This is a genomic window from Bacteroidota bacterium (assembly GCA_039111535.1).
Lineage (GTDB): Bacteria > Bacteroidota > Rhodothermia > Rhodothermales > JAHQVL01 > JBCCIM01.
In genome coordinates this window covers 71,894-92,969 of sequence record JBCCIM010000001.1, presented here as the reverse complement: position 1 = coordinate 92,969, position 21,076 = coordinate 71,894, and the positions used below count along the sequence as shown (strand labels likewise).

Sequence of the window (21,076 nt, the reverse complement as noted above, 5' to 3'; positions counted from 1 at the left end):
CACTGTTGTTCAGCGATGCGCCTGTTCGGGTTAATCTATCGGTTCAAAACGTACTCAACACCGGATATCGGGATTATCTAAGTCGATTCCGGTATTTCATTGACGATCCCGGTCGGAGCCTGGTCTTCAGGATGCAGGTGCCACTGGGAAAATCCAAACACTAATCAATCTGCATTACTCAAAATGAAAACCAAACTTTATTTACCGCTCTTTCTTATGCTGGCGCTTGTTGCTGTTGGATGTGACTCTGACGATCCAGATGATGATGGTCCTGGTGAAGAAGAACTTATTACCACAGTAACGCTGACGCTTTCCCCACAGGGTGGTGGTACAGATGTAATAGCTATTTGGAGAGATCCCAACGGAGACGGTTCAAACGTATCCATTGATGATATCGATCTGGTAGCTGGCACAACCTACACCGGTTCAATTGAACTTCGTGATGACCTTAATGGTGAAGATATCACGGAAGAGATTGAGGAAGAAGATGATGAGCACCAGTTCTGGTACTCAGCTTCTGGCGCCGGCGCTGGTCGTCTGGCCGTTACCATCAACGATACAGATGGCAATGGCTTGCCTTTGGGACTCGATTACACGGTAGCAGTTAGCGCAGGTGATGCAACCACTGCTTCCATGAATGTTGTCCTGAGTCACTACGATGACGCACCAAAAGACGGTGTGACACAGAGTGACGAATCTGACATCGACATTACGTTTACCGTAAACATCGCAGCCAACTAAGCGCTGTAACGATCGTCTAAAACCTGAAAGAGGCTGAATGTCCCGCGCTAAAGCAACGGATATTCAGCCTCTTCTGTGTTTGGTGTGTGCGGTGAGGGGCGTGCACAAGTCCTTGTAGCCACGAAAAACGAGGCAACATGGTTCAGCTTAAAACGGTGCGCCTTCACCTGCTGGCGGTGGGGGTGGCATTGAGGGAGGTGGACCACCAGCGCCAAATTCATAGCCTCCTCCTGCATCCTGGTAGTAAGACTGCAAGTTTTCGAACCGCGCATACTGGTTAACAAACGCCAACTGCACATTGCCAATCGGGCCGTTACGCTGCTTGCCAATAATAATTTCTCCCATCCCTTCCGTAGACTGCCCGTTTTCATCAACCGTAATGCCGTAGCGTTCAGCGCGGTAAATAAACGCCACTACGTCAGCATCCTGCTCAATACTACCGCTTTCACGGAGATCAGAAAGCTGGGGGCGTTTGTCACCGCCTCGCGATTCTACGGCGCGGCTGAGCTGGGAAAGGGCGATCACGGGTACGTCAAGCTCTTTTGCCAGGCCTTTTAGCGACCTGGAGATCTGTGCAATTTCTTGCTCACGGTTGGTGCGTCCTGAAGTAGAGCCATGCATCAGCTGCAGGTAATCCACGATAACAAGTCCGATATCAAACTCCGCTTTTAATCGCCGGCACTTGGCGCGGAGTTCGAGGATACCCAGACTCGGGGTGTCGTCAATGTAGATCGGAGCAGCTGAAAGCCGGCCGGCTGCTTTTGCAAGCTTGGGCCAGTCATCATCGGGTAGCCGGCCTGTTCGGGCTGCCTGGGCGTCTACCCTGGCTTCCGATGTCAAGAGACGTTGCGCCAACTGGTGTGAGCCCATCTCCAGGGAGAAAATAGCCACGCCAACAGCTTGCTCGGGGTGCAGCGCTGCGTTGCGCGCCATGGCGAGGCTAAACGCCGTTTTACCCATTGAGGGACGCGCTGCAATAATAATAAGGTCAGTTTTTTGCCAGCCGCCTGTCATGTCATCCAGCCGCGTAAAACCGGTTGGCACGCCGGTGATGCCGCCTTCCTGGCCGTGCACAGATTCCAGGTTGGCAAGCGTTCCTTTGAGGATGTCATTCAGCGATGTTGCCGGCTTGCGTAACTGACTATCTGAAATATGGAAAATTTCTCGTTCGGAGTCATCCAGTAATTCAAAGGCATCTGTACTGGGGTCGTATGCTTTGCCGATGAGCCCTGTCATGGTCTCAATCATCTTCCGCATCAGCGACTTCTCCGCGATGATGCGTGCGTGGTACTCGATGTTTGCCGCTGTATCGACCCGCGTAGTTAGCTCAGTCAGGTAGTAGGCGCCTCCTACTTCTTCGAGTGTCCCGCGTCGCTTTAACTCCTCTGTGAGTGTGATGAGATCAACCGGGTTGCCGCGTTCAAACAGGCTCAGGATGGCGCTGTATATAATTTCGTGTTTGGTCTGGTAAAACGCGTCAGCAGCCAGAATTTCAATGGCTTTCGGAATCGAGGTCTTTTCGATGAGCATGGCGCCAAGCACGGATTGCTCAACTTCCATGGCTTGTGGCGGAACGCGGCCGCTTTTTTCGAGCATCTGCCGGCCGCTGTTGCGAACAGCCCGGTTTTGCTTCGTCATTTTCTCGATGGGGTACCGCGTGCCTTCTTCGCTGATGTTGATGCGGTTTGATTTGAGTTCTTCCTGGTCAGACACGGCGTTCTTTTTTTGAGATTATCGTTTGCAGCCTGCTGGTATTGGCAACAACCGCGGGAGACAGAAAATTGCTACGCCCTTGTTAACCTGTAAGTTCATCGTATTTCTGGCGTAGCAGCTTTACATCTTCCCAGGTCGGACGTTTCCATTGCTCGTTCCGGAGCAGGGCAGCCGGATGGTAGGTCACCATCGTCGGAATGCCATAGAAGTCGTTGAATTTACCCCTGAGAGCACCCAGCGAACTCTTTTTGTTCAGCAAAGTATTGCCGGCTGTTTTGCCTACACACAAAATCAATCTCGGTTTGATCAGTGTGATTTGTTTGTATAAAATCGGAATGTGCGCGGCAATTTCATCAGGTTGCGGATCCCGGTTGTTGGGCGGCCGGCTTTTCAGGATGTTTGCAATGTACACATCTTCCCGGGCAAAGTTGATGGCTCCGAGAATTTTATTCAGCAATTGGCCGGCGCGGCCTACAAAAGGCTCACCTTGCTTATCCTCATCAGCACCGGGCGCTTCTCCAATGACGAGCAAGTCGCTTGTCGGGTTACCTACCCCAAACACAGGATTGATCCGCTTCGCATCCAATGGAATAAGTACGGTGCTGGATACGTATGCCGCAACTTCTTCCATGGTTTGCATGGCGTGTAGCGGCGAATCTGCTGGAATGAGTGCTGCGATGCGCTCAGCTGGGGGCAAACTACTGTCACGCGTTGGATCAGTTTTATTACCAAATAGATCTGCGTTGGATGGGTGCTCTGTTGCAGGAGGCGTCTGTGTTTTAACAACTGTCGGCGCGTCGGATGGCGCTGGCACCGTCTGTTTTTCTGCATTGCCTGCGATAACAACGGTTGGTTTTTCAGTAATCGAAGCATCTGGAGCTTGATCCACAGCGACTGGCGCAGAAGAAACCGGTGCCGGGTTTGCATCTGCTGGTGGTGCGATCACAACAGTTGCCTTATCTGCTGTATCCTTGTCAGTTGATGCTTCATGTGCTACAACGGGTGCCTCGGGTACATCGCTACTACCAAGCGGTACGAGCGTACCCTGGATGGCATGTTGGAGTTCAAGGGCACTGCGTAGTTCTTTGATGATGTCTTGCATAAGCCAGCAGAGATGCAATGAATAAACAGGGCAGCGGCACTCTTCAGCAAGATATGAAAAATCAGCCTTACAGCGAATGCTTCGTTGAAGCTTCAATCTCGTCGAGAATGGCTACAGCTACCTGTGCTTTATCCATGAGCGGCAGTGATTTTTGTGTACCTGTAGCGCTGAAAAGGGTTACCCGGTTGGTTGTTGTGCCAAAGCCTTCACCTGCGTTGTTGGGGCTGTTGAGCACAATCCAGTCCAGGTTTTTCTTTTCGAGCTTCCTTCGTGCGTTTTCTTCGAGGTTGTCAGTTTCGAGTGCGAAGCCAACCAGTACTTGACCGGGCTTTTTGTTGGCACCGAGGCCGGCCAGGATATCCTGGGTACGGGTAAGCGTAAGATTGAGGTCGCCGGCGCCTTTTTTGATTTTGCGCTGTGCTTTTTCCGCCGGCGTGTAATCAGCAACCGCTGCGGTCATGATCACCATGTGGGCATCGTCATGTTTTGCAACAGCGCCGGCCATGTCTGCGGCTGAGAGTACATCAATGCGCTGTACACCGGCTGGAGTTTCCAGATCGGTTGGTCCGCTTATGAGCGTGACCGTGGCTCCGCGTTGTTGGGCTGCCGCTGCCAGGGCATACCCCATTGTGCCTGTTGAATGGTTGGAAATAAAGCGAACAGGGTCGAGGGATTCTTGTGTTGGACCTGCAGTCACCAATACGTGCTGGCCTTGCAATGACGCTGTACTTTGCTGAAGCGCAATCGTTTTTGCAATTTCGTCGACAATTGCTGTTGGTGCTGGTAGCCGGCCGGTGCCAATCAGGCCGCTGGCTAGCTCGCCATGCTCTGGCGGCTTTATATGGTAGCCATGTGCGTCGAGGGTTTTCAGGTTCGCTTGCGTAGCCGGGTGCACGTACATGTCGTGATCCATGGCCGGACAAACAAGCATGGGGCAACGCGCTGCAAGGGCTACGGCCGTGAGCATATTGTCACAAAAACCGTGTGCCAGTTTTGCAATCGTTTGCGCAGTTGCTGGTGCGACAACAAATAGATCCGCCCAAAGGCCCAGTTCAATATGTTGGGTCCAGGTACCTTCCGCCTGTTCGGGGAAAATTTCGACGAGGGTGTTTTTGCCAGATAGGGTGCTAAGCGTTAGCGCAGGAATAAAGCGTTCTGCATCAGCCGTCATGATTACCTGAACCTCGGCGCCGGCTTTTTTGAGCAGCCGGACAAGTTCTGCTGCCTTGTACGCAGCAATGCTGCCGGATACACCGAGCACCAGTTTGCTGCCGCTGAGGGAGGTAGTCATAGAAGAAGTTAAGTGCGCAGCAGACGGGTTATGCGCCTTCTTCGTTTGGATTACGGAAATATACTTCGTGCTCCATCATTTCATCGATGGCAACTTCCGTTGGCTTGGATTTTTTCTCGTATTCGATAGACGTACGAATCTGCTCTTCCGTCATGCGGGCGTCTTCCATTTCCGGGCCAAAACCTTCGTAGTAAGAAAGTTTTTCGTCCAGGTCCGTTTTCATTTTAGAAGATACCTGACGGGCACGTTTGGCGATGATGGCTACAGCTTCGTAAATGCCACCGGTATCAGCTGCGAGCGTGGTTACGTCGATTGTTTTGATCGCCATAGGTATAAAAGATTGGGTTGGTTTTCTGAGAACAAGCGCGTCTACCGAAGCGTCAGGTGCGCGCCATTTGTTCTTGTTTGGCCTTCAAGAACTGATTAACAACTTGCAATGTTTCCGTTACCGCATCCTCGAGGACATCATTGTAGATGACATGATCACATTTTTCTGCAAACGTTAACTCCATTTCGGCGCGCTTTATCCGTTCAGCGAGCCAATCTGGCGACTCCGTACCTCGATTTTGGAGGCGTTTGCTCAGTTCCTCGATCGACATCGGGTGGATGAAAAGTACCAGTGCAGAATTGCCGGCAAATGACTTCATGCGCATGGCGCCATTTACGTCAATATCCAGCAACACGGGCCCTTCTTCATCTATGCGTTTTATTTCTTCAAACAGGGTGCCATAAAACCTGCCGGGGTATACTTCTTCATATTCGAGGAATTCACCGGCATCTATAGCTTTCCGGAAATTTTCTTCAGATAGGAAGTGGTAATGCACCCCATCAGCTTCGCCTTCTCGGGGGGGGCGTGTTGTTGCAGACACTGAAAAACGCAAGCCGGATATGGCTTCTTCCAGATGCCGGGCAATGGTTGACTTGCCCGATCCGCTAGGTGCTGTGAGTACAATAGCGCCGTATTTGAGCTCTATTTGTGTCATTCAAGGTTTTGAATCTGCTCGCGGATTTTCTCCAACTCCTCTTTCATTTCAACAACAATATGTGCAACACGCTTGTCATTTGCTTTGGATCCTATCGTATTGATCTCACGATTGATCTCTTGCGTGATGAAGTTCAGTTTGCGGCCAACAGGATCAGATGATTGTAAGGCATCGCGAAACAACTGGAGGTGCGAATGCAGGCGTACACATTCTTCGGTAACATCGAGTCGGTCAGCAAGCAATGTGATTTCAAGCTCAATGCGGTCACGGTCGATGCGATCGTCTTCAAAAATTTCTCGGAGCCGGTCCTTTAGTTTGGCGCGAGACTCCTCGACGCGTTCAGGTGCCCGTACCTCAACCTTTTTGAGCCGGTCTTCAATAATGTTAAGGCGCTCTTCGAGATCTTTCTTGAGTGCACTGCCTTCTTTGATGCGCATGGCCTTGAGGTTCTCAAGTCCATTTTGCACAGCAGCCTTAACGGCTTTCCAGAGCACTTCATTGGCTTCTGCTGAATCATCGAGGGATTTGATGATGTCTGGAAACGTAAGCAGATGTGCGAGGGATACCGGCGCTTCGATGCCAGCAATATCTCTTACCTGGTTTAGAAGCTTCAGATAGGCAGACACCGTTTCCTTGTGCACCTGCATGGGTGCGCCGGTATCTTCTGCGCTTTCGATCTGGAACTGCAAATTAATCCGACCACGGGTGACGGATTGTTTGACCAGGTTTTGGATGTTGTTTTCGTATTCGGCCAGTTGACGGGGGAGTCGGGCACTAACTTCACAGTATCTGCTGTTCACAGATCGCAACTCTACAGTAACAACCAGACTGTCGGTTTGCGCCTGACCGCGCCCAAACCCTGTCATACTAGCAATCATAGGCTAAGAAGTATTTGTATATAGAAAAGCCGGGTGGCTTATGCGCTACCCGGCCAGGATACACTGGCATGTGGCGGAGAGAGAGGGATTCGAACCCTCGGTACCCGTTAGGGCACACACGCTTTCCAGGCGTGCACCTTCAACCACTCGGTCACCTCTCCATGTTGAACTGAAATTGTGCGAATGCCAGTAAGTATCCTGGTTGGATAAATGTGCGTACTTAAGAAATGCGGGGTTAAACCTCCATGATTTCTTTTTCTTTGCGGCTCAAATGCTCGTCAGTTTTCTTAACGTAGGCGTCGGTCAGCTTCTGTAGCTGCTCTTCCCCTTCATACCGCATGTCTTCCGGCAGATTTTCCGACTGCTGGATAGACTTGATTTCGTCTTTCAATTGCCGGCGGATATTTCTAATCGAAATGCGCCCGTCTTCAACCCGGCTTTTTGCTGTTTTGACCAGCTCGGTACGGCGCTCTCCTGAAAGTGGCGGAATAGGGACGCGGATCAGTGAACCGTCGTTGGACGGGTTTACGCCCAAATTCGAGGAAATAATGGCTTTTTCAATTTCGCCCAATGCACTTGCATCCCAGGGTTGAATAACCAGCAAGTCTGCCTGGGGCGCGGATACACTTGCCATCTGGTTGAGCGGTGTAATAGAACCGTAATAATCAACCTTGATGTTTTCAAGCATCGCCGGCGACGCGCGGCCGGCCCGAATACTTGTAAGTTCTCGGTGCAAGTGATCAAGCGCTTTTTCCATACGTTCCTTAGCATCGTCAAGGATCATCTGGATCATTTCGTCAAGCATGTTGCTCCCTCATGTTTTCGGGGTAAAAATCCCGAAATAAGTTGGTGTCGTTAATTTTGTCCGTTCCAGTGGACAAGCGTCCCGATTTCTTCGCCTTTTACTACACGAACCAGGTTGCCGGGTTTATTCATATTGAATACAATAATCGGCTTATTTGATTCTTTGCAGAGCGTAAAAGCGGTCATGTCCATCACGCGCAAGTCTTTTTTGATGACTTCACTGCCGTCAATTTCTTTAAAGCGTGTTGCTGATGGGTCTTTTTCAGGGTCTGCAGTAAAAATACCATCTACGCGAGTGCCTTTGAGGATGACGTCTGCGTCAATTTCAAGGGCGCGCAGGGATGCTGCAGTATCGGTGGTAAAGTATGGATTCCCGGTACCACCTCCAAAAATAACAATACGGCCCTTTTCGAGGTGCCGAATCGCGCGCCGGCGGATGAAGGGTTCAGCAATTTCCTGCATATGAATGCTGGACTGTAGACGGGTACGTAATCCGTTTTGCTCCAGCGCATCTTGCAGGGCCATTGCGTTCATCATCGTGGCCAACATACCCATATAATCAGCATGGGCCCGCTTCATGCCATCTGTTGCGTCGATTCCCCTGAAAATATTGCCACCGCCAATGACTATGGCGAGTTCCAGGCCAAGATCTACGGCCTCCCGAATTGCTTTTGCGTATTTGCTCAATACTTTATGGTCGATGCCGAAAGGCTTATCTCCCAACAGGGCTTCGCCACTGAGTTTGAGTAAGATACGTTTGTATTTGAGTGTTTGTGTTACGCTGTCTGCCTCTGCCATATTCACGCCTATGTCAACACCCGTAATGCACAAACCCGGCGAGTGCCGGGCCTGTACAACGGTTGGTTAAATCAATCTCCGAGAGCAAACCGAAGGAAGCCGGTGACGTCTACGTCTGCTTGCTTCAGCATTTCTTTCACGGTAACAGATGAGTCTTTTACAAAAGGCTGCTCGATCAGCACGTTGTCTTTGTAGAAGCGCTTGAGTTTGCCTTCTGCAATCCGATCGATGATGTTGTCTGGTTTGCCTTCGTTGCGTGCTGCTTCACGGGCGATTTCCATCTCTTTTTCCTTGATGTCGTCAGAGACCTCTTCGCTGCGTGTTGCTACGGGGTTAAGTGCTGCAACCTGCATGGCTACGTCGCGGCCGGCTTCTGCGGCATTGCCGTCCCCTGACATTTCAACGAGAACGCCAAGGCGCGAGCCCGGGTGAATGTAAGGAACGATAGTGCCTGCAGAGCTACTCACTGCGAAGCGACGAATATCTACCTTCTCGCCAACGCGCCCGGTAAGCGAGAGCATTGCATCTTGCACAGAATCGTTGCCATCATAGGTGGCAGCGTGGAGTGCGTTGATATCTGCCGGCTTTTCGCTGAGCGCAATTTCGGCTACTTTTTTAGCAAAACCAGAGAAGTCATCACCACGCGCAACAAAGTCTGTTTCGCAGTTGACTTCGGCGATGACGCCAATTTTTGAGTCTGAGCTAACAGCTGTGACAATGAGGCCTTCTTTGGCTTCTTTTTCAGCTCTTTTAGCGGCTACTTTCTGTCCTTTTTTTCTAAGGAGATCTATTGCTGCATCAAAATCACCGTTGGTTTCAACCAGTGCTTTTTTGCAGTCCATCATGCCCACCCCGGTTGTATCCCGGAGTCGCTTTACATCTTTTGCGGAGATCGACATTGTCTAGCGTTACGTTTTTAAGCGTTCGTTTTTCCAAAGGAGGCATGCCGGCCAAGCACCTTTTATTCCTGCTATATTGCCGGCAGGGTTTGCGCATTTACAAGTTGTAAATTGCGGCTGGTGCTATTCTTTAGCGGCTTCTTCAGCTGCTGCAGGTTTTTCCTCAGCGGCTTCAGCTTTGGGCGCTTCTTCTTTAGCAGCTTCAGCTTTGGGCGCTTCTTCTTTTGCGGCTTCGGCTTTGGGTGCTTCTTCTTTTGCGGCTTTTGCTTTAGGCGCGGCTTTTTTGGTTTTTCTGGTTTTCTTTTTCTCAGCCGGCTTGTCGCCTTCACCTTCGTCCATTTTGCGTTTTTCTTTTTCAGCTTTTCTGGAGGCTTCCTCAATTTCTCTTGATTTGGAGCCTTCAGCGCATGCAGCAGCAATTACGGAAGTGATAAGGTCGATTGACTTCAGGGCATCGTCGTTGGCCGGTACAGCAAAGTCTACCAGATCCGGGTCGCAGTTGGTATCAACAATTGCGATAATGGGAATACCAAGTTTCCGGGCTTCTTTTACAGCGATGTGTTCGCGGTTGATATCCACAATAAATACTGCGCCAGGAAGCTTGGCCATTTTGGCGATCCCACCGAGGACTTTGTCAAGCTTGTCGCGCTCACGGGATTTCATGAGGCGTTCTTTCTTCTTCAGCTGATCCAGGGTGCCGTCTTCTTGCATCTTCTGGATCCCTTCCATACGCCGAATGCTTTTCCGGATTGTCTGGAAGTTGGTAAGCGTGCCACCAAGCCAGCGCTCAACCGTGAAGGGAGATCCGCAGGACTCAGCGTGTTTGCGGACAATGTCGCGCGCCTGCTTCTTTGTGCCTACGAAGAGAATTTTGCGTCCCATTTTACTGAACCGTGCAGCTGCTTCTGCTGCCTGGTCCAGTGCGGACTGTGTTTGCATCAGGTCGATGATGTGGATCCCGTTGCGCTCCATGAAGATGAAAGGCTTCATCTTAGGATTCCAGCGACGGGTCAGGTGACCAAAATGCGTACCTGCTTTAAGCAGTTGTTCTACAGAGACACGGTTTGTGCCTTGCGATACTTCACTCATGATGTTATCGGGTTTTTGCACCTACAGTTTTCATTTACCCGAACAGACCTCTGCACTGCTTGTGCCAGGCCACCCGTTCCGGTATCCAACTGTATGATTGATTAGTAATATGTTGCAGGTGGGCAAGGCTGCATATATAGTGCCCAAACAGCGCTAGCGCTTGCTGAACTGGAAACGTTTACGTGCTTTTGGCTGTCCGTATTTTTTACGTTCAACCATGCGCGGATCGCGTGTAACCATGTCGGCGTCGCGGAGTGGTTTACGAAATTCTTCGTTGAACTGGATCAGCGCGCGAGCAATACCAAGCTGGATTGCTTCTGCCTGTCCGGTTGAACCACCACCACGTGCGTTGATGACCAGATCGAAGTTGCCGGAGTTTTCTGTGATGTCCAGCGGTTTCAGGATCTGCTTGCGGCGCCATGCGAGGGGAAAGTAATCCTCGATAGCGCGTTTGTTGACAACGATTTTGCCGTTGCCACTGCGCAAGTATACACGCGCAACCGACGTCTTGCGTCGGCCAATTGCAGCATATTGTACGGGTGAAGACATAATTATAAGGTTAACTTATTCGTTCAAATGCGTCTATATAGCAGGTACCCAGGAAAAGGGCTGTTTAGATAACCAAAGTTATACAGCTAAAGCTTTGGGGTTCTGTGCTTCGTGCGGATGTTCTGCACCAGCGTAAACCTTGAGCTTTTTCAGCATATGCCGGCCAAGCGGCCCTTTGGGAAGCATACCTTTTACAGCGTTGTGTAAGATGAATTCAGGCTTTTTCTGGCGAACCTCTTTTGGTGTGCGGGTTCTGCCGCCGCCCGGGTATCCTGTGTGGCGAAAGTACTCTTTGTCAGACTCTTTATTGCCGCTGAACTTTACTTTGTCCGCATTGATAATGATTACGTGGTCCCCGGTATCCATGTGCGGGGTGTAGCTCGGCTTGTGCTTGCCGCGCAAAATCGATGCTACTTTTGAAGCCAGACGACCGACGATTTGATTCTCGGCGTCTACCACGTGCCATTCCCGCTCGATATCGGTCGGTTTGGCGCTGAAGGTTTTGAAGCTATTTACATTCATGGGTTTCCTGCAAAAGACTCAGTCTATAGATACTATAGACGACAAAATGTTAAAGCCGCAGCTTTGTAGAGCCAGCCTTTAACCAGCAAAGTGTAACGGGGATCCCGAAAAATCGGGTGCACTGACACGCTGTTACCTTGATATAGTTTTATTACACATAAATCTTCCCACAATATTGACGGAATACGTTTCCGTTAGCTATGCTTTATTGGGGCATCGGCGCCAATCCCTCCCTGGCCCGATCGCCACTCTCTGACCATAAGGGCTTGCCGGCTGCTGCACGCGCCAGGCCCATACCTTGCCCCCATATGAGATCCACGACACACTTAGCAAAGCTTGAGGCGTTGCTGGCACGGCTGCCTTTTGAACTGGATGACGTGCAATCTGCCAACGCGACATTTCAGAACTGGGTTGCCCATGGCCGGCACCAGGATCGCGTGGCGGTTGACATCTGGACGTACTGTTATGTCTGGCGCAATCTCATCACCAAGTTCTCCCGGAGCTCTGATCTGGATAACGCTGATTTTGATATGCTTGTTGCGCGGGTATTTGAACGCATCGTCGATCGCCGGCATACCATACGGGATAATTCGCGTTACGCCAGCTGGGTCAGCGTTATCTGTCGCAATTTCTTTGTGAACCACTTGCGGGCCCACAAAAAAAGTTCAGTTACAAACCCGGCAGACTTTACATGTGCCACCGATGAACCTGTTGCGTTTGATGACGACCTGATGGTATTGCACCAGGTGCTACAAAGTGCTATTGCCCGATTGCCCAGATACCTGCAGTCAGTGGTTGAGATGCGGTTGTTTCAGCATAAGTCGTATGACGAAATCAGTACCCTTACGGGGAAAAGTGTTGAGGTAATCCGCTCCTATGTGAACAAAGCTGTTAAGCGTCTACGGGAAGACCGGCTGTTGCGCCGGCTAATAAAAAGAGATTTTCGTGAAGATATCGACCGGTAAGGTATGCCTGCCTACAGGCGTTTGTCTTAAAAGGAAATACCTAAAATCGTTTTGCCGCACAAGATTGTTATGAATACACTGGAAGAAAAGATTTTGCAATACGGCCTGCTCTCGACTGAAGAGCAACGCGCACTGCATCTTGATGTAGCGGCGCATCCGCGCTATACATCCCTGTTTGACGATGTAAAGGCATTGTACCAATTGATAGCTGAAGCAGATACATCTACCCCCGGGCATAAAGATGAGTTGATGGCTTACCTCGCCGCCCAGGAATTACTTGGCATAAAGAGCCTGCCGCAAGGGATTGCAGTTCTGGATACAGAAACTGATGTCGAATCTGATCACGGAGCATTGCAGCGACTGCTTGGCTCGGATCCTGACGTTGCACAGCGCTATACACAAGTCAGGGCACAAATGGCGTTACTGCTTGATCAGCAGGATCCAGTTGCGCAGTTTGAAGCGCTGGCGGGGTATAAGCTAGAACAGGCGAAACCCGTTCGTCGTAAAGATCGGCTGCCACGTCCAGGTATAAAAACTGTCCTTGCTACATCTCAGGGTAAGTGGAAGTTGTGGGGTAGTGTAGCCACCCTGTCCATGGTTCTTTTTGTAGTATTTTCTAGCAACGGGACTGCACGCCTTGGCTATCTGACTACTTCAGAACTTAACGCTACTCACCCTTCACATTTGCGGAGCATGATTTGGTCTAATGCTGAAGTACGTACGCCGGAGTCGATGGCAAGAGATGAGTCTTATTTGATGGCATTTTCTGACGTTGCGCAACGCTATGCGCGGTCGCAGCAACGCTGGTTTTTCTTACACTATATATATAATGACGCCGTTTTGATGCAGGCTGAACGAGAATTGGAAGGTCTTGTTGGTGCAGATGCGATGTCGCCGGAGCTACTTCTTGAAATCAGGTACCTGCTTGCCAAGGTCTATCTGGCGGGTGGGAAAACAGAAGAAGCCCGCGATCAGTTGTTAAAGGTACAACAGCACGCGGGCTTCAAGTCCGGTGTAGCAAGCAAATTGCTTGATAAAATGTAAAAGCTGACGAAAGTCTCGGGTTTATGCGTAGGTGTTAAGCATAACGGGCATAATCAGCATCAGCAGTTCTTCTCCTTCCTGTTGCTCCAGCGGTGTGACGATGCCGGCGCGGTTGGGTGAGCTCAGTTCAAATACAATCTCTTCTGAATCCAGGTGCCCCAATACCTCGGTCAGGTACGCGGCGTTAAACCCGATCACCATGTCTTCGCTGTCGTATTCGGCAGCAACCATTTCGTGGGCTTTGCTGGACCGCTCGATATCTTCTGCAGAGATTTTGACCTGGTTATTGGAGATCTCAAGCCGGATCTGGTTGGTCATACTGGAAGAATACAGGCCTACACGTTTTACAGCGGCAAGCATAGCTTCGCGATTTACCGAAAGACGCTTGTCATTTTCTACCGGAATAACCGCTTCGTAGTTAGGGTAGTTCTCGTCGATCAGGCGGGCCAGCACCCGGCAAGCACCAAAATCAAAGCTGGCGTAGCTACCGTCAACCATCACGGCGCAATCTGCATCAGATGCTACGCGTGCTGCCAGGGTCATGGCTTTTTCAGGCACGATGTAGTTGGACGGCAGTTCGCTGGTGACCGATTCCATGGTAAGGCGCACAAGCCGGTGGCCGTCGGTGGCTACCATGCGTCCGCGGTCAGCTGCAATCTGGAAATAGATCCCCATCATTGCCGGCCGCAGGGCGTCTTTGCTTACTGCAAAACTTGTTTTCTGAATAGCGCGGCGGAGAATTTCGCCGTTGGTCTGGAAACCGGACTGGCCGGCAATCTCTGGCAGCGCTGGAAAGTCTGCCCCATCCTGTCCTACCATTTTGTACTTACCCATATCTGTTTGCAGCGTGATGTTGAACTCATCATCTGTAGCAAAAGAAATGGGCAGGTTGGGTAAGGCGCGCAGCGTATCGAGCAGGCGCTTGGCTGGTACGGCAACGCGGTTGCCCCGGGGGCTGCCGTTGCTTTCAAACTGCACCTGCAGCGACTGGATAATAGAAATCTCCAGGTCAGTAGCGCTCAACCGTAGTACATCACCATCGTGTTCAAACAGCACACACTCGAGAATCGGCAACGTGCTTTTGGAAGGAACAGCGCCGGCGACGGTGTTTAAGGCCCGAAGGAGTTCAGCACTGGATGCGGAGAACTTCATGGATTTGACCAGATCAAGTTTTGGGTTACGGGTTTCCGGTTGTGGGCTACGTGGGTTGTATGTGCAGAAACCCGAAGCAAACAACAAGAAGTGAGGACCAGCATCGATTCAGGCTGATCTTATTATAGCCACTCTTTAATTAAATGGTAGCAGTAAAGTTCGCTTAAACAATACTTTACTGCAAATTTTTGAGCGTAAAAATTTTAGGTCCAAGTTTTTTAAATCGACTTCTTTAGCGACTACGGAGTTCGAGCCGCTGCCGAATTTCCTCAATTGTATCAGAAAACTTTGGATCTGTGTCGATTTGATCTTCTACGCTTTGGTTGGCATGGATCACGGTAGAGTGGTCGCGTCCGCCAAAATGCAGTCCGATTGTTTTCAGCGAATGCTGCGTGAGCTGTTTGGAGAAGTACATGGCTACCTGTCTGGCCTGTACAACTTCGCGCTTGCGGGTTTTACCACGAACAAGGTCTTCTGGGATGTTGAAGTACTCACAGGCGATCCGCTGAATCTCGTCGATGGTGAGGTTGACGCGCGTATCCTTGATCAGGTCGCGCAGTACCTCTTTGGCCATGTTGAGATCAATCTCCCGCTTGTGCAGCGTTGCATGTGCCAGTAGCCGAATCAGGGCGCCTTCGAGCTCTCTGATGTTGCTCTTGATGTGATGCGCAACAAATTCGATTACATCACGCGAAATCCGAATGCCATCATCTTCAGCCTGGCGTTGCAGGATTGCAATGCGCGTTTCAAACTCAGGTGCCTGTACATCTGCGGTGAGGCCCCATTGGAAACGGGACAGCAGCCGTTCTTCAATTCCAGAGATGTCTCTTGGCGGACGATCTGCTGAAAGAATAATCTGTTTGCCAGCCTGGTGCAGGCTGTTGAAAATGTGGAAGAACTCTTCCTGGGTTTTTTCTTTGCCCCCAAAAAATTGCACGTCATCCACGATCAGCAAGTCGATTTGCCGATAAAACATCGAAAAATCACTGACCCGGTTGTTCTGAATTGCTTGCACAAATTCAGTGGTAAAGCGCTCGCTTGAAATATACAGGACCGTTTGGTTGCTGTTGTTGGCCAGTACATGGTTACCAATGGCCTGGATCATGTGCGTTTTGCCGAGCCCCACGCCGCCATAAATAAGGAAAGGATTGAAGCTGGTTGCACCAGGCTGCTGTGCAATGGCGAGCGAAGCACTCCGTGCAAGGCGATTACAATCGCCTTCAATGAAGCGATCAAAAGTATAAGACGTATTGAGGTTGTGCTCGATTTTGGCCGGCTTAAGGCCAGGGATCACAAATGGATTGGCAAATGGAGACTGTGGTGCGGGGGGCGCCTGGTGTGCAAACCCCTGGTTGTTGTAATGCGGGCGCGGAGGTTCCGGGGGAATGTTGCGCTGCGTATGCGGTTGCCATTGCTGTCCGGAGGGCTGCTGACCGACTGGGGGGGTACCATGATGTCGTTGCACCGGGGGTTGCTCGTTGGCCGGCTTGCGAGAGGGCAGGTGCATAGACGATCCTTCGTAGCCGCTCTCGGTGTCATCTTTTTCAATGACAATATTATAGAAGAGCCGGCCCTGGGGACCCAGCACTTTCATAATGGTTTTGCTTAACAGACCAAAGTAATGCTCTTCGAGCCACTCGTAATAAAATCTGCTGGGCAATTTTACCGTAAGCCTTGTCTCGTCGTCTTCTTCAACCAGTTTCTCAGCCGTGAGTGGCTCAAACCAGGTTTTGAAGCTCTGCCTGCTAATGTTGTCACGGATGATTTGCAGGCACTCTTGCCATACCGCGTCTGCCGATAGCTCCATGTTGTAAGGGCATCAAAAATTGGGCACACTCACGTCGAGCAGGGTAAGCGTGTCGTCAATGAAAGGGAAACAAATGGACCAATTGGAATGGCGTTGGAAGTGCAAGCTTCGTCTTACTTTATAAAAGCAAACGATTGCCTGATAGCCTGTAGTCCGTTTTGTGTACAGGGGATATGCACTTGTTATTCACATCCCTGGATTACGCTCATAGTTATCCACAGTACAATCCTTACAAAAGGCTCATTGTTATACACAAGTTTTCAACAAGTGCAATATGCGTATTTGAGCCTGATTTGCGAGTTTTCTAGTAGGACTGTCTACAGAAAAATACGCTCGGACAAAAAGTAAACAATGCAGTGGTCAATCTGGATCCGCTATCTGGTGTACTATGGGTCAATATGAACAAGTTATTCACACTAATGTGCCCCTGCGGTGCAGGTTAGGTCTGGGCACAATTGTTCATTAGAATGTGGTGTTGCTGGATCCTGGTGTGCAGACTTCTGGTAAGAAAAACACGCTTACTTTACAGTGACGGACTTTACAGTGACAGAGCCGATGCTTCTTGCATCCTGACGCCTTCCCTCAAATCGGGAGAAGAATTGTAAACATTCTGCTGAATAACATCAAGCAGTTACCCCGAGAAATTTTGTCCTGAAGAGTAACGATATTGCAACCGCGCTTAATTTTGTCTCTAAACCGGGCCTGGCTCGGTTGATAAAGCGTTGTGAAAATGCGCGCGGTCACGGCCAACCCTGCCACATGTCGCCGGCGTTCTTTATGCTGCGGCATGGTTAACATATTGTTTTGTAATGATCCAAGTCGACATTAAATCGCTCAAGCCCGGAATCCATGATTTTGAATGGCAGCCATCGCCAGAAGCACTTGGCCTGGATCCGGATGTTTTTCAAGAACTGCACGTAGGTGCCCGGGTGGATTTTCATCCGAACCGAATTTTTGTTGTGTTGGAGACTGAGGCAGAGGCCCACCTGAAGTGCGACCGGACGCTCGCTTCGTTCACGCAACTTGTGGAAGGCGAACACCAGGTGCTTTATTCAGCCACGCCCTCGGTTGACGGAGAGTCGGTAGATGATGAGGTGCAGCGCATTGGGCATGCTGATGAAGAGATTGATCTGACTGCCTTTGTTCGGGATACATTCATCCTCTCCATTCCTGCCCGAAAAATTGCGCCCGGGGCAGACATGGAAGAGATCCCATTGGAGTTTGGGGCGCCGGCTGGTAGTGAGGCCGGGATTGATCCGCGTTGGGAGGCATTGCGAAAATTGAGCTCAGATGGGGGTGAGGAAGCGGCCGAAGAATAGCCGGCTTCATCATTTATTTGCGAGGCATCGGCAAAATAGTGCCCGTATCCTGAAAAAAGAGAGAACCAGGACGCAAGGATCGGAGTACACTACCGCCTTTGGCTAAATTTTATCTGGTTCTAGAAGCTGTAAAGAGTGAACAATGGCTAATCCAAAGCGAAAAAACTCAAAAGCACGTACAAGGTCTCGCCGGTCCGTTTATTACGGTAGCCTGAGCCGCCCCCAGACCATGGAGTGCACCAACTGCGGAAACACAAAACTCCGTCATCGTGCCTGTCCACATTGTGGATACTACCGTGGTCGTAAAATCGCGGATGGCGCCGATTACGCATAGTTTAATCGTCATAGTTTAAATCTATGCTATGTTTAAATCACTGGGGTTGATACATCCGTTTTGGATGTGTAATCTTCAGCGATTTAACAATACAAACTGATTACCTATGCCTATCCGAGTTGCTGTGGATGCGATGGGGGGAGATCATGCCCCTGGAGTTGTGGTTGAGGGTGCACTCGCAGCCCTTGCTAAAGCCGGCGAAGATCTGGAGGTCTTGCTGGTTGGACCCGAAACTGAGCTGCGCGCAGAACTCGCGAAACATGGCGAGGCGACTCCTAAAGGCCTGCATCTTGTAGATGCACCTGAAGTTATCGGGATGGCCGAGTCACCCGCTTCGGCTGTAAAAAACAAGACCAAGTCGTCAATCCATATCGGATTGGGTGCGCATAAGAATGGTGATGCAGACGCATTCATCAGTGCCGGCAACACAGGAGCTGTGATGGCGGCTTCTTTGTTTACGCTTGGCAGGCTGCCCAAAGTAGCGCGCCCCACGCTGATTGGTTTTATCCCTACCACCAAGGGAAACCATAGTATCAGTGTGGATATGGGGAGCAACGTCGATTGTAAACCCGAGCACCTCGTTCAATTTGCACAGATGGGTGCCATCTTTGCTGAGCGCATGCTCGACCGCACCAATCCTTCCATCGCGCTGATGAACATCGGTGAGGAGCCCGGCAAAGGGAATGAGCAAATCAAAGCTACGTTTAACCTGCTCGAAGCGCGCGACGATGTAAATTTTGTGGGCAACATCGAAGGCCGGGACCTGCTTTTTTACGCGGCTGATGTCATCGTCTTCGATGGCTTTGTGGGCAACATCGTTCTCAAGTTTGGCGAAAGCTGTATGACAACCGTATTGCGCCAGCTTGTTATGGAAGAAATGGAGCGCTTGCAGTTTGATGATGCCCAGAAAACCCTGGTTAAAACGTTGCTTGGTTCTATTTCCAAACGCTTTAACTACGAAGAATACGGCGGTGCACCACTCTTGGGTGTAAACGGCAACGTATTGATTGGCCACGGCAGCTCTTCCGCCCGTGCAATCACCCAGCTTATTTTGACGGCTACGCGTGTTGTAGGCCACAATATTCCCGAAGCTATCACAGAAGTTCTCGGTGATTGACCCCGCCAGGTCTTATTTTATCCCCACCCCTACTTCCCCAGTGCGTTTCACTACTGACTCTTTTTTATGCGAAGTGCTGCTATTACTGCCGTTGGTCATTTCCTTCCTGAATACCGGTTGACCAACGCTGAGCTTGAAACGATTGTTGATACCAATGATGAATGGATTAGGACGCGAACGGGTATCAGCGAACGCCGGATTTTAAAAGATCCTGATAAAGCAACATCCTATATGGCAACCAAGGCTGCTGAGGAATTGCTGCAAAAACGTGGGATCTCGGCTGAAGAAATTGACCTCATTATTGTTGCTACGGTTACGCCTGATATGGTTTTCCCGGCAACAGCGTGCCTCGTTCAGGCGCAGCTGGGCGCAACCAATGCCTGGGGTTACGACCTGTCTGCTGCGTGCAGCGGCTTCCTTTTTGCCCTGTCATCTGGTGCACAGTTTATTGCCTCTGGCAAGCACGATAAAGTGCTGGTGATCGGTGCAGATAAAATGTCTGCAATCATCGATTACACCGACCGCACCACGTGTGTGCTCTTTGGTGATGGCGCCGGCGCTGTCCTCCTGGAGCCCGGTGAAGATGGGTATGGCGTACTTGATTCCCTCGAATATACCGATGGGTCGAACGTCAACGCCCTTTGCATGGCTGGTGGCGGAAGTTTGCACCCGGCAACGCATGAGACGGTGGATGCACGGCTGCACTATGTCAAACAGGATGGCAAAACGGTCTTCAAAAATGCCGTAAAGGGTATGGCTGATGTTGCCGCTGAAATCATGGAGCGTAATTCGCTAACCGGTGATGACGTACGCTACCTGGTGCCGCATCAGGCCAACTTGCGCATTATTGATGCCACGGCGCGCCGGATGGGTGTGACCATGGACAAGGTCATGTTGAATATTGAGCGCTACGGCAATACAACTGCGGGAACGATCCCGCTTTGCCTTAGCGATTGGGAAAGTGAGTTGCGCAAGGGTGATAACCTTGTGCTCACCGCATTTGGCGGTGGGTTCACCTGGGGCGCTACGCTTCTCAAGTGGGCTTACGATGGTTCAGAGGTGGCGAAGAAGTCAGCCGCTGGCGTTGCCGCGCAAAACGGACAGGCTTCCTGAAGCCGGCACCGTAACTTATTGATCAATTATACAGTATTTTGAAATGAAGCTGGATTTAACGGGTAAAAGTACCCTGGTAACTGGAGGAACGCGGGGCATTGGCCGCGCAATGGTTGAAGCATTTGCAGCAGCAGGTGCACGGGTTGCCTTTACATACCGCTCTTCTACCGAAACTGCTGAAGCACTCAAAGCTGAGCTTGAAGCAAAAGGCACGGAAGTACTGAGCTTCCAGGGAGATGCAGCTTCCTTCGAAGGCGCGCAGGAAACCATCAAGTCGATTACTGACACCTGGGGAAGCATCGACGTTGTCGTAAACAACGCCGGCGTAACCCGTGATGGCTTGATGATCCGCATGAGCGAAGAGGATTGGGACACCGTAATTGGGACCAACCTTAAAAGTGTTTTTAACTTCTCTAAAGCAGCTTATCGCCCGATGATGAAACAGCGCGGCGGTAAAATTATTAATATATCGTCAGTAGTAGGCGTAATGGGCAATCCGGGACAGGCTAATTATGCGGCATCAAAAGCCGGCATCATTGGATTTTCGAAGAGCCTTGCAAAAGAATTGGGCAGCCGTGGTGTCACGGTGAATGTTGTAGCCCCAGGATACGTTGCAACGGACATGACCGCTGCGCTTTCTGATAAAGCGCAGGAAGCTATGCTAGGGGCTGTACCCCTTGGTCGTCCGGCATCCCCCGAAGATGTAGCGAATAGTGTACTGTTTCTCGCATCTCCCGCTGCTGACTACATAACAGGCCATGTGCTCCATGTTGATGGAGGTCTTGCTATGTAGCATGTGCTGCATAGCATTCCCACTGCATCGTATAAATAATTGCAGTGCCGGCATCTCTCTCTA

At 50.6% G+C, this 21,076-nt stretch carries 22 protein-coding genes and 1 tRNA gene; 8 read left to right on the top strand and 15 right to left on the bottom strand.

Annotation, left to right across the window (positions count from 1 at the left end; translation table 11 throughout):
• Window positions 1-183 precede the first annotated feature (183 nt).
• Window positions 184-741, top strand: coding sequence for a type 1 periplasmic binding fold superfamily protein (locus AAF564_00415; GenBank protein ID MEM8483973.1), 558 nt, complete (start codon window positions 184-186; stop codon window positions 739-741).
• A 147-nt stretch (window positions 742-888) separates the two neighbouring features.
• Here the strand turns inward: AAF564_00415 and dnaB are convergent, their stop codons facing one another.
• From dnaB to rplM, 13 genes are all read right to left on the bottom strand, one after another.
• A complete protein-coding gene (dnaB, locus tag AAF564_00410) occupies window positions 889-2,454 on the bottom strand; it encodes a replicative DNA helicase (protein ID MEM8483972.1) in 1,566 nt (521 codons plus the stop codon).
• An 82-nt stretch (window positions 2,455-2,536) separates the two neighbouring features.
• On the bottom strand, window positions 2,537-3,556 hold the full coding sequence (locus AAF564_00405; GenBank protein ID MEM8483971.1) for a uracil-DNA glycosylase: 1,020 nt from the start codon (window positions 3,554-3,556) through the stop codon (window positions 2,537-2,539).
• 67 nt (window positions 3,557-3,623) lie between these two features.
• Complete coding sequence (coaBC, locus tag AAF564_00400; GenBank protein ID MEM8483970.1) at window positions 3,624-4,847, bottom strand: bifunctional phosphopantothenoylcysteine decarboxylase/phosphopantothenate--cysteine ligase CoaBC; 1,224 nt, start codon at window positions 4,845-4,847, stop codon at window positions 3,624-3,626.
• Window positions 4,848-4,875: 28 nt separating this feature from the next.
• The gene (locus AAF564_00395) at window positions 4,876-5,175 is read right to left on the bottom strand and encodes a DNA-directed RNA polymerase subunit omega (GenBank protein ID MEM8483969.1); all 300 of its coding nucleotides are present in this window, start codon (window positions 5,173-5,175) and stop codon (window positions 4,876-4,878) included.
• Between the two features lie 52 nt (window positions 5,176-5,227).
• On the bottom strand, window positions 5,228-5,830 hold the full coding sequence (gene gmk / locus AAF564_00390) for a guanylate kinase (protein MEM8483968.1): 603 nt from the start codon (window positions 5,828-5,830) through the stop codon (window positions 5,228-5,230).
• Window positions 5,827-6,708: a YicC/YloC family endoribonuclease gene (locus AAF564_00385; GenBank protein ID MEM8483967.1), complete on the bottom strand. Its 882-nt coding sequence runs from the start codon at window positions 6,706-6,708 to the stop codon at window positions 5,827-5,829. The genes gmk and AAF564_00385 overlap by 4 nt, the downstream gene beginning before the upstream one ends.
• Before the next feature lie 71 nt (window positions 6,709-6,779).
• A tRNA-Ser gene (locus tag AAF564_00380) sits at window positions 6,780-6,869 on the bottom strand.
• Between the two features lie 74 nt (window positions 6,870-6,943).
• The gene (gene frr, locus AAF564_00375) at window positions 6,944-7,513 is read right to left on the bottom strand and encodes a ribosome recycling factor (GenBank protein MEM8483966.1); all 570 of its coding nucleotides are present in this window, start codon (window positions 7,511-7,513) and stop codon (window positions 6,944-6,946) included.
• A 50-nt stretch (window positions 7,514-7,563) separates the two neighbouring features.
• The gene (pyrH, locus tag AAF564_00370; protein ID MEM8483965.1) at window positions 7,564-8,310 is read right to left on the bottom strand and encodes a UMP kinase; all 747 of its coding nucleotides are present in this window, start codon (window positions 8,308-8,310) and stop codon (window positions 7,564-7,566) included.
• 71 nt (window positions 8,311-8,381) lie between these two features.
• Entirely contained in the window at window positions 8,382-9,209 is an 828-nt protein-coding gene (tsf, locus tag AAF564_00365; GenBank protein MEM8483964.1) for a translation elongation factor Ts, read from the bottom strand.
• A 123-nt stretch (window positions 9,210-9,332) separates the two neighbouring features.
• The gene (gene rpsB / locus AAF564_00360) at window positions 9,333-10,298 is read right to left on the bottom strand and encodes a 30S ribosomal protein S2 (GenBank protein MEM8483963.1); all 966 of its coding nucleotides are present in this window, start codon (window positions 10,296-10,298) and stop codon (window positions 9,333-9,335) included.
• 153 nt (window positions 10,299-10,451) lie between these two features.
• Entirely contained in the window at window positions 10,452-10,847 is a 396-nt protein-coding gene (gene rpsI / locus AAF564_00355) for a 30S ribosomal protein S9 (protein MEM8483962.1), read from the bottom strand.
• 78 nt (window positions 10,848-10,925) lie between these two features.
• Window positions 10,926-11,369 (bottom strand): 50S ribosomal protein L13, encoded by a 444-nt coding sequence (gene rplM / locus AAF564_00350; protein ID MEM8483961.1) that lies wholly within the window; start codon window positions 11,367-11,369, stop codon window positions 10,926-10,928.
• Between the two features lie 308 nt (window positions 11,370-11,677).
• Between rplM and AAF564_00345 the strand changes: the two genes are divergently transcribed.
• Window positions 11,678-12,334: a sigma-70 family RNA polymerase sigma factor gene (locus AAF564_00345; protein ID MEM8483960.1), complete on the top strand. Its 657-nt coding sequence runs from the start codon at window positions 11,678-11,680 to the stop codon at window positions 12,332-12,334.
• Between the two features lie 69 nt (window positions 12,335-12,403).
• Window positions 12,404-13,378 carry a hypothetical protein gene (locus AAF564_00340; protein ID MEM8483959.1) on the top strand — a complete coding sequence of 325 codons (975 nt, stop codon included), beginning with the start codon at window positions 12,404-12,406 and terminating at the stop codon, window positions 13,376-13,378.
• Window positions 13,379-13,399: 21 nt separating this feature from the next.
• Here AAF564_00340 and dnaN read toward each other — a convergent pair whose 3' ends face one another.
• Both dnaN and dnaA read right to left on the bottom strand, forming a co-directional pair.
• A complete protein-coding gene (gene dnaN, locus AAF564_00335) occupies window positions 13,400-14,530 on the bottom strand; it encodes a DNA polymerase III subunit beta (protein MEM8483958.1) in 1,131 nt (376 codons plus the stop codon).
• Window positions 14,531-14,762: 232 nt separating this feature from the next.
• Window positions 14,763-16,337, bottom strand: coding sequence for a chromosomal replication initiator protein DnaA (dnaA, locus tag AAF564_00330; GenBank protein ID MEM8483957.1), 1,575 nt, complete (start codon window positions 16,335-16,337; stop codon window positions 14,763-14,765).
• Between the two features lie 809 nt (window positions 16,338-17,146).
• Between dnaA and AAF564_00325 the strand changes: the two genes are divergently transcribed.
• From AAF564_00325 to fabG, 5 genes are all read left to right on the top strand, one after another.
• Window positions 17,147-17,656: a DUF177 domain-containing protein gene (locus AAF564_00325; GenBank protein ID MEM8483956.1), complete on the top strand. Its 510-nt coding sequence runs from the start codon at window positions 17,147-17,149 to the stop codon at window positions 17,654-17,656.
• A gap of 142 nt (window positions 17,657-17,798) precedes the next feature.
• Window positions 17,799-17,990 carry a 50S ribosomal protein L32 gene (rpmF, locus tag AAF564_00320; protein ID MEM8483955.1) on the top strand — a complete coding sequence of 64 codons (192 nt, stop codon included), beginning with the start codon at window positions 17,799-17,801 and terminating at the stop codon, window positions 17,988-17,990.
• Between the two features lie 106 nt (window positions 17,991-18,096).
• Window positions 18,097-19,107 carry a phosphate acyltransferase PlsX gene (gene plsX, locus AAF564_00315; GenBank protein MEM8483954.1) on the top strand — a complete coding sequence of 337 codons (1,011 nt, stop codon included), beginning with the start codon at window positions 18,097-18,099 and terminating at the stop codon, window positions 19,105-19,107.
• Window positions 19,108-19,173: 66 nt separating this feature from the next.
• Entirely contained in the window at window positions 19,174-20,220 is a 1,047-nt protein-coding gene (locus AAF564_00310; protein ID MEM8483953.1) for a beta-ketoacyl-ACP synthase III, read from the top strand.
• Between the two features lie 43 nt (window positions 20,221-20,263).
• Entirely contained in the window at window positions 20,264-21,013 is a 750-nt protein-coding gene (fabG, locus tag AAF564_00305) for a 3-oxoacyl-[acyl-carrier-protein] reductase (GenBank protein ID MEM8483952.1), read from the top strand.
• Window positions 21,014-21,076: the final 63 nt, after the last annotated feature.